The sequence below is a fragment of the Microvirga sp. VF16 genome (assembly GCF_016864375.1).
Taxonomy (GTDB): Bacteria; Pseudomonadota; Alphaproteobacteria; order Rhizobiales; family Beijerinckiaceae; genus Microvirga.
This window is the reverse complement of sequence record NZ_CP069354.1, coordinates 928,869-950,183: the sequence shown is the minus strand read 5'-3', so window position 1 is coordinate 950,183 and position 21,315 is coordinate 928,869. Positions and strand designations below refer to the sequence as shown.

Sequence of the window (21,315 nt, the reverse complement as noted above, 5' to 3'; positions counted from 1 at the left end):
GGGCACCTCAGAGGGCTGGCAGGATCGTGGCCCGGCATTCGCCGAAGCCGATCGGGGCGTAACCCTCGCGACGGCCGCGGGCCCGCAGGATGACCTCGTCCCCATCCTCCAGGAAGCGCCTTTCCTCGCCGGAGGCGAGCACGACCGGGTTCTTGCCGCCGAGCGTCGCCTCCAGAATGCTGCCGCAGCTTGTGAGATCAGGACCTGAGATCGTTCCCGTGCCCAGAAGATCGCCGGGCTGCAGATTGCAGCCATTGCTGGCGTGGTGCGTGATCATCTGCGCCACGGTCCAGTACATGTGCCGCGCATTCGACAAGGCGAGACGATGCGGCGGCAGACCCTTTGCCCGCAAGCCCGGCGTGAGCAGCAGGACTTCGAGCTCCAGGTCGAGCGCTCCTTCCTTCCTGTCGCTCTCGTCCATCAGATACGACAGGGGTGCGGGATCCCCTTCCGGGCGCTGCGGCTGAGGGATGCGGAAAGGAGCGAGGGCCTCCGGCGTGACGATCCAGGCCGAGATCGTGCTGGTGAAACTCTTCGACAGGAACGGACCGAGCGGCTGGTATTCCCAAGCCTGGATGTCGCGCGCCGACCAGTCGTTCAGCAGGCAGTAGCCGCCGACATGGCCGGATGCCTCGTCGATGCGGATCGGCTCGCCGAGTCCATTGCCGGGGCCGATCCAGACGCCGAGCTCCAGTTCGTAATCGAGTCGCCGGCTCGGGCCGAATTCGGGAACCGCGGCATCCACTGGCTTCGCCTGACCGCGCGGCCGGCGCACGGGCACGCCCGACGGACGGATAGACGATGCCCTGCCATGATAGCCGATGGGAACATACTTGTAGTTCGGCAATAGGGGATTGTCGGGACGGAACTGCTTGCCGACATTGGTGGCGTGGTGAATGCCGACATAGAAATCGGTGTAATCGCCGATGCGTGCCGGCAGGTGCAGCGTGCATTCCGCCGCAATATGCAGACAGGCCTCGACCTTGTCCTGCTCAGGACTTCCCTGCGCCAGCAGCTCCGACAGACGGGCGCGCAACGCCTGCCGCGGTCCGGCTCCCAGCGCCAGAAACTCATTCAGCGTCGCGCCGGACGCAGCCTGCGCGGCTTCGCGCGCTTTCCCCTCGAAAAGACCGGCGGCGAGAGTCGCCGGCAGATCGAGGATCTTATCACCGATGGCTATTCCGCTTCGCGGCTCTCCACCCCGAGGGCTGAATACCCCCAGGGGAAGATTTTGGATCGGAAAGTCCGCGTGGCCGTTGGCCGAGATCACGAAGCTTTGACGCTTCGGGTCATGCGTATGATCGAGCACAGTTGTCACGCTCCATCAACGCTGGTTCGGGTTGAAGTGCTTTTTCAGCTTGTGCCCATAGGCGCCGTAATCCTTCTGCAGCGACTCGGTGTTCGCAGCAAAAGCCGTCACCTTCTGCGGGAAGCGCGTCTCGAACATGAATGCCATCGTGCCTTCCAGCCGGTGAGGTTTGAGCTCCACGTTGCTCGCCTTCTCGAACGCATCGACATCGGGGCCGTGCGGCAGCATCGTGTTGTGCAGGGACATTCCGCCCGGCACGAACCCACCGCCTGTCTTGGCATCGTAGACGCCATAGATCAGCCCCATGAACTCGCTCATCACGTTCATGTGGTACCATGGCGGTCGGAAGGTGTTCTCCGCCACCAGCCAGCGATCCGGGAAGATCACAAAGTCGATATTGGCCGTGCCGGGCGTCTCGGACGGCGAGGTCAGCACGGTGAAGATCGACGGATCGGCATGGTCGTACAGGATCGGCCCGACCGGCGAGTAGCGGCGCAGGTCGTATTTGTACGGCGCGTAGTTGCCGTGCCAGGCTACCACGTCGAGCGGCGAGTGATCCATGTCGGCCACCCAGAGCGAGCCGCCCCACTTCACGTACATCTTTGACGGCGCATCCTTGTCCTCATAGGCCGCCACGGGCGTGAGGAAGTCGCGCGGATTGGCGAGGCAATTGGCGCCGATCGGCCCGCGCTCGGGCAGTGTAAAGGCGCCGCCGTAATTCTCGCAGAAATAGCCCCGCGCCGGTCCGTCGATCAGCTCGACCCGGATCTTCACGCCGCGCGGGATGATCGCGATCTCACCCGGCTCGATATCGATGATGCCGAACTCCGTCCACAACCGGATATTGCCCTGCTGCGGCACGAACAGCATTTCGCCATCGGCATTATAGAAATACTCGTCCACCATCGAACGGGTGATGAGGTAGACATGCGCGCCCATGCCGGCCTGGCTGCCGGCATCGCCCGCTGTGGTGATGGTGCGCACGCCCTCCAGGAAGGAGACGCTCTCGCTCGGCAGCGGAATCGGGTCCCAGCGCATGGGTGCGATCGACACCTCCACCTCGGCGGCGGGCGCCGTGCGCCACAGGCCGATATCCGCCTTCTGGAACTGGCCCCAATGGGTCACCGTGGGGCGGATACGATATAACCAGGTCCGCTCGTTGGTGGTGCGCGGTGCGGTAAACGGCGAGCCGGAGAGCTGCTCGGCATAGAGGCCGTAGGAGCATTTCTGCGGCGAGTTGCGCCCGATGGGGAGCGCCCCGGGCAGAGCCTCGGTCTCGAAGCCGTTGCCGAAACCGGACATGTAGCCGGGCTGGATGGCGCTCTCGAGCCGGTCGGCGGCCTGATTCTTCAAGGATGGATTCTGGACATTCATGGTCGTGACCTCCACAATTGGTCACGACTGTAACTGTCTATTTTGTAACCAACAACGCCATGGCCAAACTCCAGCTCGAACAATTTCTGCCCTACCGGCTCAACCGCATCGCTTCCGCGGTCTCGCAGGATTTCCGCTCCGTCTACGGTCCGCACCACGACCTGACGATCCCGGAATGGCGGGTGCTGGCGACGTTGGGCCAGTTCGAGGAGATCAGCGCCAAGGAAATCGGCCAGCACTCATCCATGCACAAGACCAAGGTCAGCCGGGCAGTGCGGGCTCTGGAAGAGAGGCGATGGCTCAAGCGCCGCGAAAGTGAAGAAGACCGGCGCGAGGAAATCCTGACGCTGACAGCGCTCGGCCAGAAGGCGTACCGGGACATCGTCCCGAAGGCGGTGGCGTTCGAACGCCGCATCCTGGACGAGTTCGGCCCCGAGGCCAAGCTGCTGATCGCCGCGCTGGAGCGGCTCGAGCATATGTTCGACGTACGCTGATCTCTGACGGATCCTACAGTGATGTCGGAGCCGCCAGGGCTCCGACACCGTAGTACTAATGACGTTCTCAGCGAGGCGTGACATCGAAGCCGAAATACTTCATCGAGAGCTTCTCGATCGTGCCGTCGGCCTTCGCTTCGCTGATGGCCTTGTCGAACATGGCCTTCAACTCCGGATCGCTCTTGCGCAGGCCGACCGAGCTTCCGCGTCCGAGCATGCCGCCCTGGAAGCGCGGCCCCACGAGCGTCATCTCCTCGTTGCCCACCTTCGCGGCAGCGCCAGAGAGATAGGCCGTCGATGCCATGATTGCATCGATGCGCCCGGCCGTGAGATCGAGATCGTGCTGCTCCGTGGTCTTGTATTCCCGGATTTCGGCCGTGCCTTTCAGGTATTTGTCGAGGAAGTTCGCCGCGATCGACGATCCCTGCACGCCGATGGTCTTGCCCTTCAAAACCGGCTTGAGTTCCTCGACCGCAGCAGCGGCTCCCGCTTCATTGGTCGCCAACGAAAAGATCTTGGCGTTCAGAGGCATGTTCGCCAGCGGGCTCGACTTCAGGACCGCGAAGGTCTGACCGGTCGTGCCGTAGGGCTGAGTGAAGGCCATCACCTCTTCGCGCTTCGCGGTCGCCGACATGCCGGCCATGATCGCATCGAACTTGCCGGCATTCAGCGCCGGAATGATGCCGTCGAAGGACTGCGCCTCGATCGTGCACTCGACCTTCATACGCTTGCACAAGTCCTTGTAGAGATCGATCTCGAAACCATCGAGCGTGCCGTCGGGCTTGGTGAAGTTCCACGGCGCAAACGCACCTTCCGTTGCGATGCGGACCTTCGTCCAGGTCTTCTCCTGCGCCATCGCGCTCGTTCCGAGCGCGAGCGTTGCGCCGGTAAGCGCGACTGCAAGAATTTTGCTGATAGTCTTCATGATCTTTCCTTGGTTGATGATGGGCGAGCGTGTCGGGCTCGAATTGACAGGCGGAGATGGAGAGAACAGCTCACGATCCGTTATGCCAGGACTTGGTTGTCCTTTACCGTGACAGGTGGATCGACGTCATCCGGAATCGGATTGACGAAAGGTGTGCCGGCGAGCCGCTCACGGAAATCGGCCTTGGCTTCTTCGATCAGCGCGGGATTGCGGAAGAGGTCGATCGCCGTACTGGCCATCACCTTCGCCGCATGCTCCATGCCCTTGTGGGCGGCCGGCGCCTTCCCCTGTGCCACGAGCTGCCAGGAATGGCCGGGCGTACCCACGGCGTAGGTGGCGCCACGCATCTGCACGGTCGGAACCACCCAGCTGACGGTGCCGACATCGGTCGATCCCACCAGCGTCCCATCCCCGCTCTCGGGCGGAAAAATCGTATCGCACAGAGGAACGCCCATGCGCGGCTTCAGCCCGAAGCGCACAAAGGACGATTTGATGTCCTCATTCGTCAGCGTTTTCTGGATCTCGGCCGCGAAGGCCCTGTCCTGCTCATCGAAGACGGGAGGGCCGAGCCGCTCCAGATTCTGGTGCATCAACTGCTCGAGAGGCGTGTTGCCGACGAGATTGGCATCGCCGCTGACGATCTCGCTGCGAACGGTGGTTTCCGTCATGAGCGCCGCGCCTTCGGCAATCTTCTTCACGCGGCGGAGCAATCCCTGCATTTCCGGCAGGTCGCGTGCGCGGATCAGGTAACGAACCGTTGCGTTCGCCTGCACGACATTCGGTGCCGAACCTCCGGTATCGGTGATGGCATAGTGGATGCGCGCCGTGCTCGGCATATGCTCGCGCATGTAGTTGACGCCGACATTCATGAGCTCCACCGCATCGAGCGCGCTTCGCCCCAAGTGAGGCGAGGCCGCCGCGTGGGAGGCTCGTCCGCTGAAATGGAAATTGATCTCGTTGCAGGCCAGAGAGATCGGATTGTTGACACCTGCGAAAGGTGCAGGATGCCAGGAGATGGCGATGTCGACGTCGTCGAAAACCCCGGCCCGCACCATGAAGCCCTTGGCGGATCCTCCCTCCTCGGCCGGACAGCCATAGTAACGCACGCGCCCCTTAAGGCCGTGAGCTTCGAGATAATCCTTCACGGCCGTCGCCGCCATGAGCGAGCCACTGCCGAGCAGATTATGCCCGCAGCCATGGCCGTTGCCGCCGTCGACGACCGGCTTCTGCTCCGCAAGCCCTGCGACCTGACTCAGGCCCGGCAAGGCATCGTACTCGCCCAGAATGGCAATGACGGGCCCGTCCTCCCCCGCCTCTCCCATGACGGCGGTTGGGATGCCGGCGACATTGCGGGTGATCCGGAAACCCTGCTGCTCAAGAACATCCAGATGCTCGGCACAGGAGTGGCTCTCCTCGAAATTGAGCTCCGGCATCTCCCAGATGCGATCGCTGAGGGCGAAGAAGACCTCACGCTTGGCTTCGACCAGATCCCAGATCTCCGAGGCATTTTTTCCCGTCACGCCCTGCCCTTTCCTTGCGGCAGCCCGTCTCAATCCGCATTTTCAGAAATGTCAGCGATTGAGACATTGAATGTTTGCCAAAATTGGTACCAATATGATGCATGCCTGCCGGAGGGATGCAAGAGGAGGTCCGACGAATGATTTTGCGACCGCCTTGCCTTCCGCCTAAAGACGAAGCAAAGCCAATCCATGGGACGTGACGAGATTACATGACCACGATGGATGCACCCTTGAAGAAGGCTTGGATGACCGTCGCCGATCTGATCGCGCGCGACGTCCGAGCTGGCTCCTTCGCCCCAGGCACGTGGCTGAAGCAGATCGATCTCGAGCAGCGTTACGGATTTGGCCGCCCGGACATCCGGCGCGCACTCGACTATCTCACGCAGAAGCGCCTGGTGCAGCACGTCCCCAATCGCGGGTACCACGTCGTTCTGCCGGACAGCGACCAGACGGCCCATATTCTCGAGCTCCGCGTCATTCTCGAAACGGCAGCCGTCGACAGCATCGTCGCCAATGCGACGCCCGCTGCGATCGCGCAGATCGACACGCTCGCCCGCACATTCGACGAGATGATTCTCAACGGCACGGTCCTGGACCAATATGAGGCGAACCTCGCCTTTCACCGCGAGCTGCTCAGCCTGTGTTCGAACCCCGAACTATCCAATCTTGTGACGGATCTTCGCAGCAGGACGTCGTCCGCATTGGCCGGGCAGTGGAGCACGCGGGCCCGCGTCGAGCAATCGAGCCGAGAACATCATGCCATGATCAAGGCTCTCGAAGCGCGGGACGCGCAGCAGCTCAAAGACATCATCGCGCTGCATATCCGTCAGCCAAAGGATCGTTGAAGGGTCGAACCTGCCTGGAGCATCGGGCCCAAAAGTGGACCCACTTCTGGGATCTATCCGATGCTCATTCTCTAAAAAGCGCACCGTTGATGCGGCCCCAGAGGGCCGCACGATGCGCCAGTACTACACGCCGGCAACAATGGACCGGATGTCCCGGCCCTCGACGAAGGCCTCCAGCGTTGCACCGAGCCTTCCGACGTCCTTCAGATAGGGAAACGTGTTATGCCCTGTTTCCAGCTCGAAGACATCGGTCTGCGGGAATTCGCTCAATCGGTGTGCTACATTCATATCGAAGGCATTCCGCTTTCCAACCAGGATCGTGATCGAGCTCTTGGAATTGCCAGAGAGAACGTCGGTCAGATCTCCACACTCGATCTGGGTATCCTTCAAGTGCCGTATGCTCAGACTATCGGGCGTGTTCAAGATATATTCCGGAGCGGAGGCGAGGATACGGTCGGCCCCGATGCTCACGCCGACGCCCAGGGCCGGGAAGCCGCCCATCGAATGACCCAGGCATAGAATTTCGTGGTCGGCGAAACTTGATTTCACGTTCTGTAGAAATGCGAGAAGACCTGAATAGGAGGAAGCCACTCCCGGAACCCCGGTCTGATACCACTCGTTCAGGCCCGGATTCAGGAAGAGTTTTTTGCAATCGACATTGCGCAGGAAACTCGAATGCGACCGCGTTCCAAGTTGCTGGTTGATATACGCAAAAACAATCAGAAGCTTCTTGCAATCGGAATCGGGCTCGAAAATGAGATGATCCGAATTTTGAATGAAAATCGTTTCAGTCTGTATCAGATCTTGCAACATCGCAGGATCAATCCTCCACAACACTCACTGACTTCACCGGTCTCTCCATCCATGCCCGCACCAGAGACTCCATACACAGGATTGCATAAGCGTCCGCCGGCCCTGTTCGAGGGCCGCGGAGAACGTTCGCTTTGCACCACAGTGAGATCAACGATGACGGGCGATAGAATTACTCGTCCGAAGCGATGCCGCGGTAACGCACAGCATTGCTCCACGCCTGCTCGATCCGCTGGAGCGTCCGGAACGTGGTTTCGAGGTCGCGAATTTCCGCCTCATTGCGCGCGACAAGCTGATGATAGGTTTTGTCGTTCCGCCTGATCAGATCGCACAATTCGCGCCCCTTGTCCGACAGCCGGATGCGAGCGGATCTGCGATCCCGCTCCGAGGCCGTGCGAATGACATACTCAGCTTCGACAAGCCGCTTGAGGCTGTAAGAGGCGTTCGATCCAAGATAGTAGCCGCGCTCGATGAGGTCACGGACCGACAATTCACCCGACCCGATGGTGAACAGCATCATCACCTGAGACGGACTTAGGTCATCGATGCCCGCTTCGATCAGATCGGCCCGCACGAGATCGAGGGAGCGCCGATGCAGTCTCTCGATCACGCGAACGATCTCGATATGGGTGATGCCTGCCGGCTCCGCCTGAGGTGGCTCATGGCTGCCCGTGCGGCTCACGTGTTCGTCACTCCTTCGATACAAGGCCTGCAAGGTAGCATGCAGGTTGGAATCCGGTTCATCCTGCGCGACAATCCAAGGCAAGGAGTTCGATATATTTTGCATATTATACCCCATTATCGATCAATTAAACTAGTTCGAAATTCGAACTAGTTTAGTAGTGCTCTTGGCGTTTGCGGCTTATCCAACAAGTAATTTGGACAAATTGGATGGCCCTTATTTTAGTTTCCTCTGCCAGAGACTTTTTATTATTCGTCGAATCATACTTTATGGCTAGACGTTCTACCAACCGTGTTTCATAAAACCCCTCGAATATCTTTTAGGCAAAAGTTTGATCTGCCGCACCATTGCCTCTTTTGGAGTCATTTCTGCATGAAGAAAACGGCCAACCCAGAAGCTGCCGACATCATCCACCAAGGCCGCAAGGCCTTTGCAGCTGGTGTCGTCTATGCGGCTGCCCTCAGTGCCGTCATCAACGTGCTGCAGCTGACAGTTCCTCTTTTCATGCTGCAAGTGCATGACCGTGTTGTGAACAGTCAGAGCACGGATACGCTGATCATGCTGATCATCGTCTCCGCCATCGGCTTGGCAATCTATTGCATCCTCGACTACGTGCGCGCCCTCACCTATCAGGTCATGGCGAGCAAGCTGATCAGAAAGCTGAATCTCCCTGTCCTGGAGGCTGCGATATCCGCCTCCGTGACGAAGGGCATTTCAAAGTCCGGTCAGGCGATTCGCGACCTCAATGACATCCGGTCATTCATCGTCGGAAACGCCATCAGCGTTCCATTGGAAGCCTTCTGGGCTCCCATCTTTCTCGCCGTCCTGTTCGCCCTGCATTGGCTTTACGGCTTGGTGGCGCTGATTTCGGCCATCATCATCATCTCGCTCAGCCTGCTGTCGGATTTCCTGACGCGCAGAGCCATGAAGCGCGCCAACGAATCCTCCGTGCGGAACATCGGCGAGATCAGCGGCACACTTCGCCATGCAGAGGCGATTGAAGCCATGGGAATGCTCCCTGCCCTCTCGGATCGGTGGCGCCAATCGCAATTGCATACGCAGGATCTTCTGGATGTCGCGACTCGCCGGAGCCGCGCCATGGCGTCCTTCACCCGCACCTGCCGGTATGCGATGCAGATTGCCGTTCTGTCGACCGGTGCAATCCTGGTCATCCGGCAGGAAGCGAGCCCCGGTTCGATGGTGGCCTCCAGCATCATCATGGGCCGCATGCTCCTGCCATTCGACTCGATGGTCGATGGCTGGCGGCAATGGGTCCTGGCGATCTCCGCATGGAAGAATGTGGGTGATCTCCTCGAGAACCAGGCACCCAAACGCGAAACCAAGCCGACGCCGCGCACGCAGGGCGAGCTCACTGTCGACCGGTTGGTCTATGCGCCTCCCGGCTCCGATGTGCCTGTTCTCAAGGGGCTGTCATTCACCCTGTCGCCGGGCGAGGTGCTCGGCATCGTCGGCCCGTCGGCAGCCGGCAAGTCCACCCTGGCGCGCGCGCTCATCGGCGTGACCAAGCCCACATCCGGCGGCATCTATCTCGACGGCAACAACGTCTATCTCTGGGAGCGCAGCTCGTTCGGCGACATGGTCGGATATCTGCCGCAGAGCGTCTCGCTTCTCGATGGAACGATCCGAGACAACATCGCCCGGATGCGGGAATCCGACCCGCGACTGGTGCTGGAAGCTGCCCGGCTCGCCGAGGTTCATGACATGATCGGCCGACTGCCGCTTGGATACGATACACCTCTGGGAGACGGGGGATATGCTCTCTCCGGCGGCCAGCGGCAGCGGATCGGTTTGGCACGGGCAATCTACGGCAAGCCGCGCCTGATCGTCCTCGACGAGCCGAACTCCAATCTCGACACCGACGGCGAACGGGCGCTTGTGCGCACCATCGAGGCCCTGCGCGCCGACGGGGCCATCATCATCCTGATCGCGCACCGGCCTTCCATCATGCAGGCCGCCGACAAACTCATGGTCCTGCAGGAAGGCAAGATCAGCCAGTTCGGCCCGCGAACCTCGGTCGTCAGCGCGATCACTCCCGGCGAGAAGCCGATTGCTGCCGTGAAAGGAACCGCATGAGAAAGCGTTCGGAGATCGTGCAACGGCCTGCGCCCGTGCCCGCGACATACGTCGCCGTGAACCTTGAAGCCACGAGAGACCGCTTCCGGAAGCAGGACGCGCGCGAGCCCTCCTACCGTGGACCGGTGATCGCCGGCCTGGCGACGATCTTTCTTGGTCTCGGCGGTCTCACGACGTGGGCCTTCTCGGCGCATCTCGACAGTGCCGCGGTCGCCACAGCAACAGTCGTGGTCGATTCCAAGCGCAAGACCATCAGCCATCTCGAGGGCGGCATCCTCAAAACCCTGCTCGCCCATGAGGGCGAAGTCGTAAAGGCAGGACAGCCGCTGCTGCGCCTTGACGACACAAGGGCGAAGGCCGAACTCGAGCAGCTGCGTTCCAGACGGATCGGGCTTGAGGCGCGCCTTGTGCGTCTGCGGGCCGAGCAAGCCGGACTGACCGATCTCAGCTTTCCCGACAACCTGCTCCAGGCTGGAGGGCCAACGGCAGAAGAGATCCTGAAAGCCGAGCGAAAATTTTTCATGGCACGGCGCGAGATGTTCAATCGCCGCGTCGACATCCAGCAAAAGACCATTGAGCAACAGGTGGCGGAACTCCAGGCCGTGCGATCCCAAACCGACGCGAACACGCGGCAATCGGAACTGCTCGACCGGGAACTCAAGGCCATCGCGAGTCTCGTCGAGAAGGGCTATGCGCCACGCCCGCGCCTGACGGAAATGCAGACGCGCGAAAGCCAGCTCCAGGGCGATGCCGGCGAGCTTGTCTCCCGCAAGGCCAAGGCGGAACAGGCCAAAGCGGCGGCGGAGCTCGAGATCCTTTCCCTCGGCAACGACTTTCAACAGCAGGTGGCATCGGATATCCAGACCGCACAACTCGAACTGGCCGACACGATCGGACGAATCGACGCCGCGACCGATGTCCTGCGCCGCGTCGAGATCGTCTCTCCGGAGAGAGGGATCGTCACCAACATCCGCTCTCATACCGTGGGAAGCGTCATTGCCGCCGGTCAGCCGATCCTCGACATCGTGCCGGAGAATGAACCATTGATCGTCGAAGCCAAGATCGGTCTGCGCGACGTCGATTCCGTGCGCGTCGGCGCTCCGGTCCAGATTCGGCTGACCGCCTATAACAGTCGCAGCACCCCGCCCCTCGCGGGAAAGCTGACTTATCTCTCGGCCGACCAGCAGATGGACGACCGCAACAATTATGCCTACTTCGTCGCACGCGCCGAGATCGAACCGGAAAGCCTCAAGGCGAACTCCACAACAGCGCTCTATCCTGGAATGCCGGCGGAGGTGCTCATCATCAACAAGCCCAGGCGCGCGATCGACTATCTGCTGAGCCCCATTACCGAAAGCTTCGACCGCGCATTCCGCGAGGAATAGGGCGCATCGAGCGTTTCGTTTTCACACCAACTATCGACAGTTCTCTTGCAGCGGGAGGCGGGACGGCGCCTCTCGAACCGTCATTTCGAATTTAAAACTAAATCATCTTCATTAATAAAATAAAACCAAACAATACAAATACAATATTGACCTATATATGCTATTAAATTGACGCAAAATGAAAATACTACTTTAGGATTTACACCAACTACTTATTGTTTTACTTAAATCACCACCGGGATCTTCGCAGCACAAATACCATCCCGGAAATCTCCTTGCGCAGATGGCGCTTCATTTTGGCTCAAACATGCAACCGGGCGCGTAACGGTCTACCCGGTGCTGACAATAAGGATGAGAGATATGGCGACTATTGGTGGTGGAGCCGCAAACGATGTCTTGAATGGCACTTCCGGTGCGGACGTCATCTTCGGCAATGGCGGTGACGACCTGATCCTCGGCGGCGGCGACAGCGATGCGCTCTCCGGCGGAACGGGAAGCGATGTTCTCTTCGGCGGGTCCGGAGACGACTGGATGTCCGGCGGCGCCGATGACGACGTGCTGTTCGGCGGCGTCGGTGCCGACGTCCAACAGGGCGACGCCGGAAACGACATCCTGTTCGGTGGCAACAGCGACGATATCCAGCTCGGCGGCACCGGAGACGACTATCTCCGCGGTGGCAACGGAAACGACATCCAGCGCGGCGGCGACGGCAGCGACCTTCTCGAAGGCGGGTCCGGCGATGACCTTCTTCAGGGCGGTACGGGCGACGACATTCTGCGTGGTGGCTCCGGTGCCGATATCCTGGAAGGCGGCGAAGGTGACGACGTGCTGCAAGGCGGCTCGGGCGGCGATACCTTCGTCTTCAGTGGCGGCGGCGGCAACGACGTCGTTCTCGACTTCAAGGCCGGTCAGGACATCCTGCAGATCTCCAAGGGCATCAACGGAACCGACATCGCATCGGCCGAAGATCTCGCTGGCCGCGTCCAGCAGGTCGGCAGCAATACGATTGTTGACCTTGGCAACGGCGACACAATCACGCTCGTGAATGTGAACGCCGACGACATCAACAGCAATCCGAGCGACTATTTCTCGGTTCACTGATCTACGACTTCAACAAATCACGGATGTCGCGGACCTCTCTGCGGCATCCCATTAGACATATGGAGACAGGAAAGCGATGGCGGATTCTGCCATGCTCACATTGCTAGACGAGGATCTTGCCTCTCCGGGAGTTTCATCTCTCGGACGCAATGTCGTTCTGCTCACCTGGGATGTGCCCCACGCCGAACGGATTTCGTCTCCTACGCTTAAAACCGATGGCGATGACATCTGGCCCCTCGCTTCCTTGCGCCTCTCGTTGCCTCATGGCGGCACGCGCCTTTTCTGGGTCTTTCAACGTCCGCCCGAAGGGCAGATCACTGTGGATCTGTCCCTCGAAGCGCTCGGAAGTACCACAGCCGTCACCATTGATTCCGACACGGACATAGCGCCGGTGGATGCCGAAGAGTTGGTCGACGGAATCGACAGGCAGGGCTGCGTCGCTCTGGTGTCTGCCCTGTTCAATGTATGGGGCACCATGTTCCGCCTACAGCGGAACCGGACCTTCATCGGGATTCTGGAGGATCTGCTCTCGCAGATGGCCCCGGCACCCGGCCAAGCCGTTGCCGTGGCGCAGATTGCGAACGACTTTATTCTGGCAAGGACATCGCTCGTCTCCGGCTTCGGCAAGGTCGATGCGATCTACACGCTCGGCAAGAACGGCCCGACCCGCATTCCTGCGCGCCCCTACCGGATTCCGGACGCGAAGGGCGGACGAGATGTTGTCCATTTCCTGATTGACCGTGCGCGGATTTCCTCTGACGAGTCCCTCCTCATCCTGATTGGCCCCGGAGGACTGTCCGTCCGGCGCATGTTTACGCCCGATGGACGCCTCCCCTCTATCGAGCGCTGGTTCCGCGAGCACGCGCACACAGCACCGGGCCTGCGCGAGCATATGCTGACGGAAATATCCGACCGCTCCTCGGCGGGACCGGCCTACGCGCTCGAGTTGCAACTGCGCTCGCCATTGCGTCCACGACGGATTTCCAGCAGCCTCACGACCCCATCGGCCGAAATCGTATCCGCCCTGGCAACGCCGGCAGGAACCCTGGTGACCGGCTGGTACCGCGATCCAGTCGGCCTCTTCGCGGGAATTGAAGCGAGCCGTCCAGACGGCGGCTCTCTGGATCTGACGGCCGATCTGTTCAGATTTCCCGTCGAAGTCGCAGGCCCGACGGAAGGATCCCGCCTTGGCGCCACCGGATTTGCCGTCCTGGTACCCGCAACCGCCGGCTCGGCGCACATTCTCCAACCGCGCTTCCACCTGCGCCTGAAATCGGGTGCCCGTCATCCTCTCGTACCGAAGCTTCAGCCCGCCGATCCGGTCGCGGCTCGCGCCGCCGCCTTGCGGGCTATTCCGGCACAACATGTCGATCAATCCGTTCTGACGCAGATCCTCAGCCCTGTGATCGCCAATCTCCACGAACAGACACGCGAGCGAATCGGACGCCCCACTCTTCAGAAGATCGGAGCCCCTCTAGCGCGGCCAAAAGCTTCGGTGATCATTCCGCTCTACAAGAATCTGGAGTTTCTCCGCTTCCAGATCGCTGCCTTCGCCGCGGATCCATGGATTCGCACGAACGCCGAGATCATTTATGTCCTCGACTCTCCCGAGCAGGCCCAGGAAGTCGAGCATCTTCTGGGTGGCCTCCATCTTGTCTACGGTCTGCCCATCATCCTGGTCGTCATGGAGCGAAACGGCGGATACGCGCGCGCGAACAATATCGGCGTCTCGTTCGCTCAAGGCGACGTTTTGGCGCTGGTCAATTCCGACATCATCCCTGTCTCTCCGGGCTGGCTGGAGAAAATGACAGCGCGTCTGAACGGCCGCCGCCGGATTGGCGCTGTCGGACCGAAACTCCTGTTCGAAGATGGATCGATTCAACACGCCGGGATGTACTTCTCGCAGGATCACCGCGGGCATTGGCTCAACCAGCATTTCCATAAAGGCATGCCGCGCGACTATGCTCCAGCCTGCGAGGAACGTGTCGTACCTGCAGTGACCGGGGCTTGCCTTGTCACATCCAAGTCCGTTTTCGACGCTGTTGGTGGTTTCACGGAAGATTATGTGGTCGGAGATTACGAAGACAGCGATCTTTGCCTCAAAATTACCATGACAGATCGCAAGATCGCATATCTTCCGGACATCGAACTCTACCACCTCGAACGTAGATCGATGTCTCTCAACGCCGAGTACATGCGCGGAATTGCCTGGCAGTACAATTGCGCTCTTCATAGCGAGCGCTGGCGTGATCTCATGATCGCAGCGATGCAGGCTGGACGCCCTCGCAAAGGAAGGAATGCGGCAATATGAATGTGCAGTTCGATCTTACGAATGCCTCGAGTGCGATGAAGCTCCATCCTGATTCTGAATCGAGCCTCACTCATTTGATGGAAGAGATTTCCCAAAACGCCTCGCTGCCTGCTCCACCGCCCGAAAACGTCTTCGTGGGTGATGGTGATTATCGTGCAATCGGCGTCGAGTATCTCGGTCACTTCGTTCGCATCGGCGGACTCAAGCCATTCGAATCAGTCCTGGATATCGGATGCGGCATCGGGCGAATGGCCGTCCCGCTGACACAATATCTGGATCCCGAAAAGGCTTTCTATGAAGGCATCGATCCTGTGAATGCCGGGGTCGAATGGTGCGTGCAGAACATTTCATCCACCTATCCGCACTTCCGGTTCTGCCGTGTGGATATTGCTCACGAACTCTACAATCCCGGGGGAGCAATCGCCGGGCATGAGATCGTCCTGCCCTTCGCGGACGAAAAGTTCGATTTCGTGACGATGGTATCCGTCGCAACCCACCTGCCCGAAGCGGAGATTTCTGCTTACGCCCGTGAGATCATGCGGTTGCTGACACCTGGCGGACGCCTGTTTCTGACCGCGTTCATCGTTGCGGCGGGAGACCCGGACCGGCCGACCGCTCGCCCGCGCTTCACGCGGGGGACGAAGCCCGGCACGTGGTATGGCGATCCTTTGGCCCCTCTCGGCGCAATCGGCTTCGACGCCGGGATTATCGAGAGCTCCCTGAAGGAGGCAGGCCTGCAGATCCAACGCCTCAGCCTCGGCCATTGGCGAGGAATTGAGAGCGCTCACTACCAGGATATCATCATCGCCGTTAAGCCGGAGTCAATCACTTGACGACACGTGTGCTGGTCGTTGCCCACAATCATCCGGACTTTCATCCTGGCGGAACTGAGATCTTCGCGCACGATCTCTTTCGCGAGTATCGCTCGCGTCCCGATGTGGAGGCTCTGTTCCTGGCGGCGACCAACAATCTCCACCGCGGGCAGCGGCCGGGAACCAGCTTCCAGTCACCTGGTGACGCTTCGGATGAAGTCATCATGTGGTGCGGACACTTCGATCAGTTCAACCTGAGCCAGATCGACAGCTACGGAGTTGTTCCTCATCTCGTCAGCCTACTTGAGGACTTTCGACCTGATATCGTCCATATCCATCATGTTCTGCTCATCGGAGTGGAGTTCATAGCCCTGGTGCGTCGCATTCTGCCAAGCGCTCGTATCGTCATGACGCTTCATGACTATTACCCGATTTGCGCTCATGACGGATTGATGATGCGAGCGAAAGGGAAGGAACGGTGCGATCGCGCGACCCCCAATCGCTGCAGCGGGTGCTTCCCGAGCATCGCGCCCGATCGCTTCCTTCTACGTGAAAAGTACATTCAGACTCATCTCGATCAGGTTCATCGCTTCATTGCTCCGAGCCGCTTCATCAAGGACCGGTTTGTGAGCTGGGGTCTCCCGTCCGAGTCGATCGAGGTCGTTGCCAATGGACGTCCGGCTGTCCTGCCGGCTGCCCATCGACCCACTTCTTCAGGCAGACGGTCCGTCTTCGGCTATTTCGGCAACCTGAACCCATGGAAGGGGATCCCCGTTCTCCTCAAAGCCGCCCAACGTCTCGTTGCAACAGGATTTGATGATTTCGAGCTCCGCCTGCATGGCGGGGCGCCCTTTCAGTCGCAAAAATTCATCGACGAGATCGACGATCTTCTTACAGAGACTGAACCTCAAGTCGTCAGGCTTGGACCTTACGGCCGCGAGGACCTTTCCGACCTCATGGCAGCGGTCGATTGGGTGGTGATGCCGTCGATCTGGTGGGAGAATGCCCCCTTGGTCATCCAAGAGGCGTTCATACACCGGCGTCCTGTCATTGCGAGCGGCATCGGTGGAATGGCTGAAGCTATTCGAGATGGCATTGACGGCCTGCACGTCCGTCCGGACGATCCAGTCTCTCTTGCCCGTGTCATGCAACAAGCGGTCGAGACACCGGCACTCTGGGAAACCCTCGTGGCAGGAATCAATCCGCCGGCCGATATCACGATCGTCGCAGAGCACCACCTCGCTCTCTATCACAGCCTCCTGAAAGGCGCAGAGATCATCGAACTGAAGGCAAACGCGGCATGAGCACAGCACAGCACAGTAACGCGGTAGCCCTACCGGCAACTCCAGGCAACGCGCAACTTCAAGGTCGTGTCGATGCGATCGAAGGGCAGCGCCTGTTCGGATGGGTTTGGGATCGCTCCCGCCCCACTGAGCGACTTCAGGTGCGCGTCATCCTGAATGAAAAAGTCATCGCATCGGCCACGGCCGACATGCCTCGTGTCGATCTGCGCCGCAACGGGATTGGTGATGGCGGATACGCCTTCGAGATCGAGCTGCCTGATAGTGCCGAACACGGCACGGCCGGCATCTCCGTGATCGCCACATCCCCTTCGACCGGAGAGGAACTCGTTCTACGTTCGCCCAGCCAGGATGAGCGTGCAGCGGAAGCTGCACTCAATGCGCCGCTGACTCGCGTGTTCGACCGGCTTGAGCTGCTCATCGAGGCGCAGAGGCGATCGCAGCTTCTGCAACGTGAAGCTGTCGAAGCCCTCCGAGGCACGTCAAATCAGATCAACGACATTGTTGGTGAGGAGGACGGCATCGCGGCGGCTCTCGACGTCGTGCGAGCGAATCAGTCCGATCTGGCCAAGAAGGTATCCGATATCGAAGTCTTCCATATGCGCTTCGACAGAATTCTTTCCGATTTCGGGCGGCAGATTGAGGATCTTGGATCATCTGTCGACCGCCCCATGCGCAGAGCGGTCACGCTCCTGATCGCCTTCGGGGGAATCTCCGCGGCGAGCGCCATCGCGGCGCTGGTCGTCCTTCTGCGCCATCCCCCGTGGTAAGCCGCAGCTATCAAAGCAGGAGGCGAGACGATCATCGAACATAGTTCCGGAAAATCGATGCAGAACAATACACAAATAATGCAAGAGCTACGTGATCTTCCTCTCGACGGCGAGAGCGCTCTTGTCAGCCCGGTTGGAGATGACCTCGCGTTGATTGCGGGCGTGGCCGATGCGATGCCGGACAACGTCGAAGCGTTGCTGAACGGCGATCCTTCCATGTCCATGAAGACCGATATCGTCTACTGGGTTCGGAAAGGCGCGCCTGCGGAATCCGCCATCGGCTTTGTGGCGATTGTTCCCATTCGGCTCGCAAGCAAGGTTCGCTTGCGCTCGGTCGTCATGCGTCGCAGCGGACAGCCGATCCGTTACACCCTGATCAGGCCGGCATTGTCCCTTCCAGCCTTAATTCAGATCGTCACTTCCGACGCCGGAGATCGATCCTCAATCATCCTTGATCGCATTGTCCATGCCCTGATCGGCGGGAAAACCAATCAGAAGCGTTTGGATGCCGCCTTGTCGGTCCTGACATCGGCAGGCCCTACCGATGGCTGGATCGAGGTTATCGGCTCAATCGACACGGGCCAAGTCTTTCTGCAGGGCTGGGCCTCCGATCTGCCCTGCGATGCGGTACGCATCCTTGCGGCCGATGACGGATTGCTGGCTGGAGAATTCAAGTCGGCTTATGTCCCTCGCAGTGACTTGGGAGAGCAAGGCAAGGGCTTCGTAGGCCTGCTCGACACGGGCGAGTCCACTCTCGATCCAAGCAAGCTCAAGAAGATGTTCTTTCGCGGACGGGACGGATGGCGGACACTTAATGTCTATGACCGTCGCGTTCTCCTGTCCTCGACCGACGTTCCCGCTCATATCCGGGATGGTTTGATCCACGCGAGCGCAAACGCGGATACGATGCAGATACTGCGACGTGCCGGGGAGCGGTTCGACGGTCGCGACACCGTGTCGGATCTCAAAGTGCCGGTTCGCATCGGCATGGATATGGTCGCTGAGGTTCCTGGCGGAGGTATTCTGGTCGCCGGTTGGATGCTCGACCCAGAGGGCCATGTGGATTCCCTCACGTTGCGCGCCGGTGCAAACAGCCAGCGGATCGATGATACCTGGACCCGCCTGCCGCGCTCTGACGTGTCGACGGCATTCCAGCACAACAGCCTTTTTGCCGGACGCCTTGAGCCGGCCCGTAATGACCACGGCTTTCTGGCCTTTGTCCCCGGCCCTTCGTCCTCGGCAGAGACGCCCGTCTATTTCGAGCTCGCTGTCGGCGACACCATCGCCTTCTATCCTCTCACACCTCTTCGAGGCATGTCCCGACGTTCCCTGGAGAGGTTGATCTCGCCTCTCGACCCACGGACTGCAGCAGCTGGAGCTGCCATTGAGCGCCATATCGGGCCGATGATGCAGGCCATGGCCTCGCCTGCACCGGGTATCACGGAAATTCGTGACTTCGACTTCAACGACATGGAAGCCGGCAAGGCTCTGGTCATCGGAGCGGGTATGGATGCCGAGGAAGTGTCCGTCACATTGTCGCTCCTCGCACTGGATGCTGAGACGAAGGAAATGCCGATCATCGTCGCGGCTCCCGTGGAATCCTTCGACAATATTGCGCCGGAGGCAGAGCGGCTCTCGCGCTTCTACGGCATCAAAGTTCGCGTCATCGGCGCAACAGGCGTACAGGATGCCTGCGATTCTTTTGAAGCTGCCATTCAGGCGACGAGGGTGGAAACGCTGATCTTTCTTGCTGCAGGAGTTCTGCCGCGCCAAGCGGGCTGGATTTCATCGCTGGAAAGGGCCTATCGCAATCGCGGCGGCAAAGCATTGGTCAGCCCCACGATCCTCTACGAGGACAATTCCATCCGCTTCGCGGGCACTTGGCTCGACAATGGAGAGCAGAAGCTTGTCGACCGGTATATCGGATACCCGCGCGATGTCGTGCGCGGATCGCAACCGGCCGAAGTCATCGCAGGCTCGCTTGCATGCTGCATTGTCTCACGCGAAGCCATTGCGTCTGCCGGCGGGTTCACGCGGTCCTATCTGGGCGCCGGTGAAAAGGGCCGCGACCTCTGCCTCAAGATGAGGCTCGGAGGCACGCCCGCCGTCTGGTTGCCGGATGTCGAAATGATCTCAGCCGATAGTGATGCCAGCGCGTCGGCTCTTCCCATGCATCGTCTGGCCCAGAAGATCGACCGCTGGAGCTTCGAGCGGAAGTGGTCGCTCCTCATCAACAACATGAGGTAGTGGAATCATGCCCAAACATTCTCCCCGCATTCTCATCGTCTCTCACGGTCATCCGAGCTTCTCTCTCGGAGGGGCCGAGATCGCTGCCTATAATCTGCACAAGGGCCTCAACCGGGTAGGTGGAGCCGAATCCCGCTTCTTCGCTCGCGTCGGGCACCCGGTCGCGCGGCACAGCGGAACCGCTCTCATGAGCCTTCGGCAGACGGAAGGCGAGTTCCTTTACCACGCCGACGAATATGATCACTTTCTCATCTCGAACCGGAACACCGAGGAAATCGAGCGTGATTTCCTGCGCGTCCTGAGAGACCTGAAGCCTGACGTCGTCCACTTCCATCACTTCATCGGCCTCGGCCTGGAGATGATCTACGCCGTTCGACAGGCCTTGCCGGATTGCGTGATCGTGATCACGTTCCATGAGTTCCTTTCCATCTGCAACCATCACGGTCAGATGGTGAAGACAGGCGGCACCAAGCTCTGCCATCGGGCATCTCCCTCGGACTGCAACGCCTGCTTTCCGGAAATCTCTCCGGCCCGCTTCCTGCGCCGCGAACATTTCATACGCGGGCTGCTGGATGTTGCCGATTACTTCGTCTCACCCAGTCAGTTCCTTGTCGACCGCTATGTCGACTGGGGCCTGGATCGTTCGCGATTCATCGTCATCGAAAATGGTCTCGATATCGCCGAGCCGGCGGCGCCGCGTCCCCTCCCCCAACGGACAGGACGACGCTCCCGGTTCGGCTATTTCGGCCAGATCACGCAGTTCAAGGGCGTCGACATCCTTCTCGACGCCGTCACCTGCATTCCGGACTCTGTCTGGGGGGACGATGCCCAGCTGATGATTTTCGGCGGCAATCTGGAACGGCAGCCGGAACCTTTCCAGGAGAAGATCAGGAAACTGGTGGAGCGTGCAGGCCCCCGCGTTCGCTTCTACGGGTCCTACCAGAACAGCGAGATGCCGCGCCTGATGCGCTCGATCGACTGGACGATCATTCCCTCCATCTGGTGGGAGAATTCACCGATCGTGATCCAGGAATCCTTCTTTCACGGCCGCCCCATGATCTGCAGCAATATCGGCGGGATGGCTGAAAAGATCACCGATGGTGTCAACGGACTGCACTTCCGTGTCGGCTCGTCCCAGGATCTCGTCGACCGCATGACCGAGGCGCTGACCACTCCGAAACTCTGGGAAAACCTGCGCGCCGGCATCGGGCAGCCGATCACTTACGAGGAATGCGCTCGGCAGCATCTCGAACTTTATCAGGAACTTGCCACGAAGAAGGCAACAGCGTCATCGGCTGTTGCGCTGACAGCCTAGCGGGCTTGGCACAAACACAA

17 protein-coding genes are annotated in these 21,315 nt (G+C 59.9%); 11 read left to right on the top strand and 6 right to left on the bottom strand.

Annotation, left to right across the window (positions count from 1 at the left end; all coding sequences use genetic code 11):
- Positions 1-7: 7 nt before the first annotated feature.
- Together fahA and hmgA are read right to left on the bottom strand one after the other, a co-directional pair.
- Positions 8-1,309: a fumarylacetoacetase gene (gene fahA / locus JO965_RS04530; RefSeq protein ID WP_371826830.1), complete on the bottom strand. Its 1,302-nt coding sequence runs from the start codon at positions 1,307-1,309 to the stop codon at positions 8-10.
- A 15-nt stretch (positions 1,310-1,324) separates the two neighbouring features.
- Positions 1,325-2,683, bottom strand: a complete 1,359-nt coding sequence (gene hmgA / locus JO965_RS04525) for a homogentisate 1,2-dioxygenase (protein WP_203442523.1) — start codon at positions 2,681-2,683, stop codon at positions 1,325-1,327.
- 59 nt (positions 2,684-2,742) lie between these two features.
- Here hmgA and JO965_RS04520 point away from each other — a divergent pair, with 59 nt between their 5' ends.
- Positions 2,743-3,177 (top strand): MarR family winged helix-turn-helix transcriptional regulator, encoded by a 435-nt coding sequence (locus tag JO965_RS04520; protein WP_203442522.1) that lies wholly within the window; start codon positions 2,743-2,745, stop codon positions 3,175-3,177.
- A gap of 67 nt (positions 3,178-3,244) precedes the next feature.
- Here JO965_RS04520 and JO965_RS04515 read toward each other — a convergent pair whose 3' ends face one another.
- Both JO965_RS04515 and JO965_RS04510 read right to left on the bottom strand, forming a co-directional pair.
- Positions 3,245-4,102 (bottom strand): transporter substrate-binding domain-containing protein, encoded by an 858-nt coding sequence (locus JO965_RS04515; protein ID WP_203442521.1) that lies wholly within the window; start codon positions 4,100-4,102, stop codon positions 3,245-3,247.
- Between the two features lie 80 nt (positions 4,103-4,182).
- Complete coding sequence (locus JO965_RS04510; protein WP_203442520.1) at positions 4,183-5,622, bottom strand: M20 family metallopeptidase; 1,440 nt, start codon at positions 5,620-5,622, stop codon at positions 4,183-4,185.
- A 209-nt stretch (positions 5,623-5,831) separates the two neighbouring features.
- On the opposite strand from JO965_RS04510, the gene JO965_RS04505 reads away from it, so the two are divergent.
- Positions 5,832-6,467 carry a GntR family transcriptional regulator gene (locus tag JO965_RS04505; protein WP_203442519.1) on the top strand — a complete coding sequence of 212 codons (636 nt, stop codon included), beginning with the start codon at positions 5,832-5,834 and terminating at the stop codon, positions 6,465-6,467.
- A gap of 123 nt (positions 6,468-6,590) precedes the next feature.
- Here JO965_RS04505 and JO965_RS04500 read toward each other — a convergent pair whose 3' ends face one another.
- Together JO965_RS04500 and JO965_RS04495 are read right to left on the bottom strand one after the other, a co-directional pair.
- Complete coding sequence (locus tag JO965_RS04500) at positions 6,591-7,280, bottom strand: hypothetical protein (RefSeq protein WP_203442518.1); 690 nt, start codon at positions 7,278-7,280, stop codon at positions 6,591-6,593.
- 169 nt (positions 7,281-7,449) lie between these two features.
- Complete coding sequence (locus JO965_RS04495; RefSeq protein WP_246776745.1) at positions 7,450-7,959, bottom strand: winged helix DNA-binding protein; 510 nt, start codon at positions 7,957-7,959, stop codon at positions 7,450-7,452.
- Positions 7,960-8,331: 372 nt separating this feature from the next.
- Between JO965_RS04495 and JO965_RS04490 the strand changes: the two genes are divergently transcribed.
- From JO965_RS04490 to JO965_RS04450, 9 genes are all read left to right on the top strand, one after another.
- Positions 8,332-10,053 (top strand): type I secretion system permease/ATPase, encoded by a 1,722-nt coding sequence (locus JO965_RS04490; RefSeq protein WP_203442516.1) that lies wholly within the window; start codon positions 8,332-8,334, stop codon positions 10,051-10,053.
- Positions 10,050-11,438, top strand: coding sequence for an HlyD family type I secretion periplasmic adaptor subunit (locus tag JO965_RS04485; protein ID WP_203442515.1), 1,389 nt, complete (start codon positions 10,050-10,052; stop codon positions 11,436-11,438). Before JO965_RS04490 ends, JO965_RS04485 begins: the two co-directional genes overlap by 4 nt.
- 360 nt (positions 11,439-11,798) lie before the next feature.
- Complete coding sequence (locus JO965_RS04480) at positions 11,799-12,539, top strand: calcium-binding protein (RefSeq protein ID WP_203442514.1); 741 nt, start codon at positions 11,799-11,801, stop codon at positions 12,537-12,539.
- A 76-nt stretch (positions 12,540-12,615) separates the two neighbouring features.
- Positions 12,616-14,850: a glycosyltransferase gene (locus JO965_RS04475; RefSeq protein WP_203442513.1), complete on the top strand. Its 2,235-nt coding sequence runs from the start codon at positions 12,616-12,618 to the stop codon at positions 14,848-14,850.
- Entirely contained in the window at positions 14,847-15,683 is an 837-nt protein-coding gene (locus tag JO965_RS04470) for a class I SAM-dependent methyltransferase (protein WP_203442512.1), read from the top strand. Before JO965_RS04475 ends, JO965_RS04470 begins: the two co-directional genes overlap by 4 nt.
- Positions 15,680-16,966 (top strand): glycosyltransferase family 4 protein, encoded by a 1,287-nt coding sequence (locus JO965_RS04465; protein WP_203442511.1) that lies wholly within the window; start codon positions 15,680-15,682, stop codon positions 16,964-16,966. The genes JO965_RS04470 and JO965_RS04465 overlap by 4 nt, the downstream gene beginning before the upstream one ends.
- Positions 16,963-17,733, top strand: a complete 771-nt coding sequence (locus tag JO965_RS04460; protein WP_203442510.1) for a hypothetical protein — start codon at positions 16,963-16,965, stop codon at positions 17,731-17,733. The genes JO965_RS04465 and JO965_RS04460 overlap by 4 nt, the downstream gene beginning before the upstream one ends.
- Before the next feature lie 78 nt (positions 17,734-17,811).
- On the top strand, positions 17,812-19,980 hold the full coding sequence (locus JO965_RS04455) for a glycosyltransferase family 2 protein (RefSeq protein ID WP_246776743.1): 2,169 nt from the start codon (positions 17,812-17,814) through the stop codon (positions 19,978-19,980).
- A gap of 7 nt (positions 19,981-19,987) precedes the next feature.
- Entirely contained in the window at positions 19,988-21,295 is a 1,308-nt protein-coding gene (locus JO965_RS04450; RefSeq protein WP_203442508.1) for a glycosyltransferase family 4 protein, read from the top strand.
- Positions 21,296-21,315: the final 20 nt, after the last annotated feature.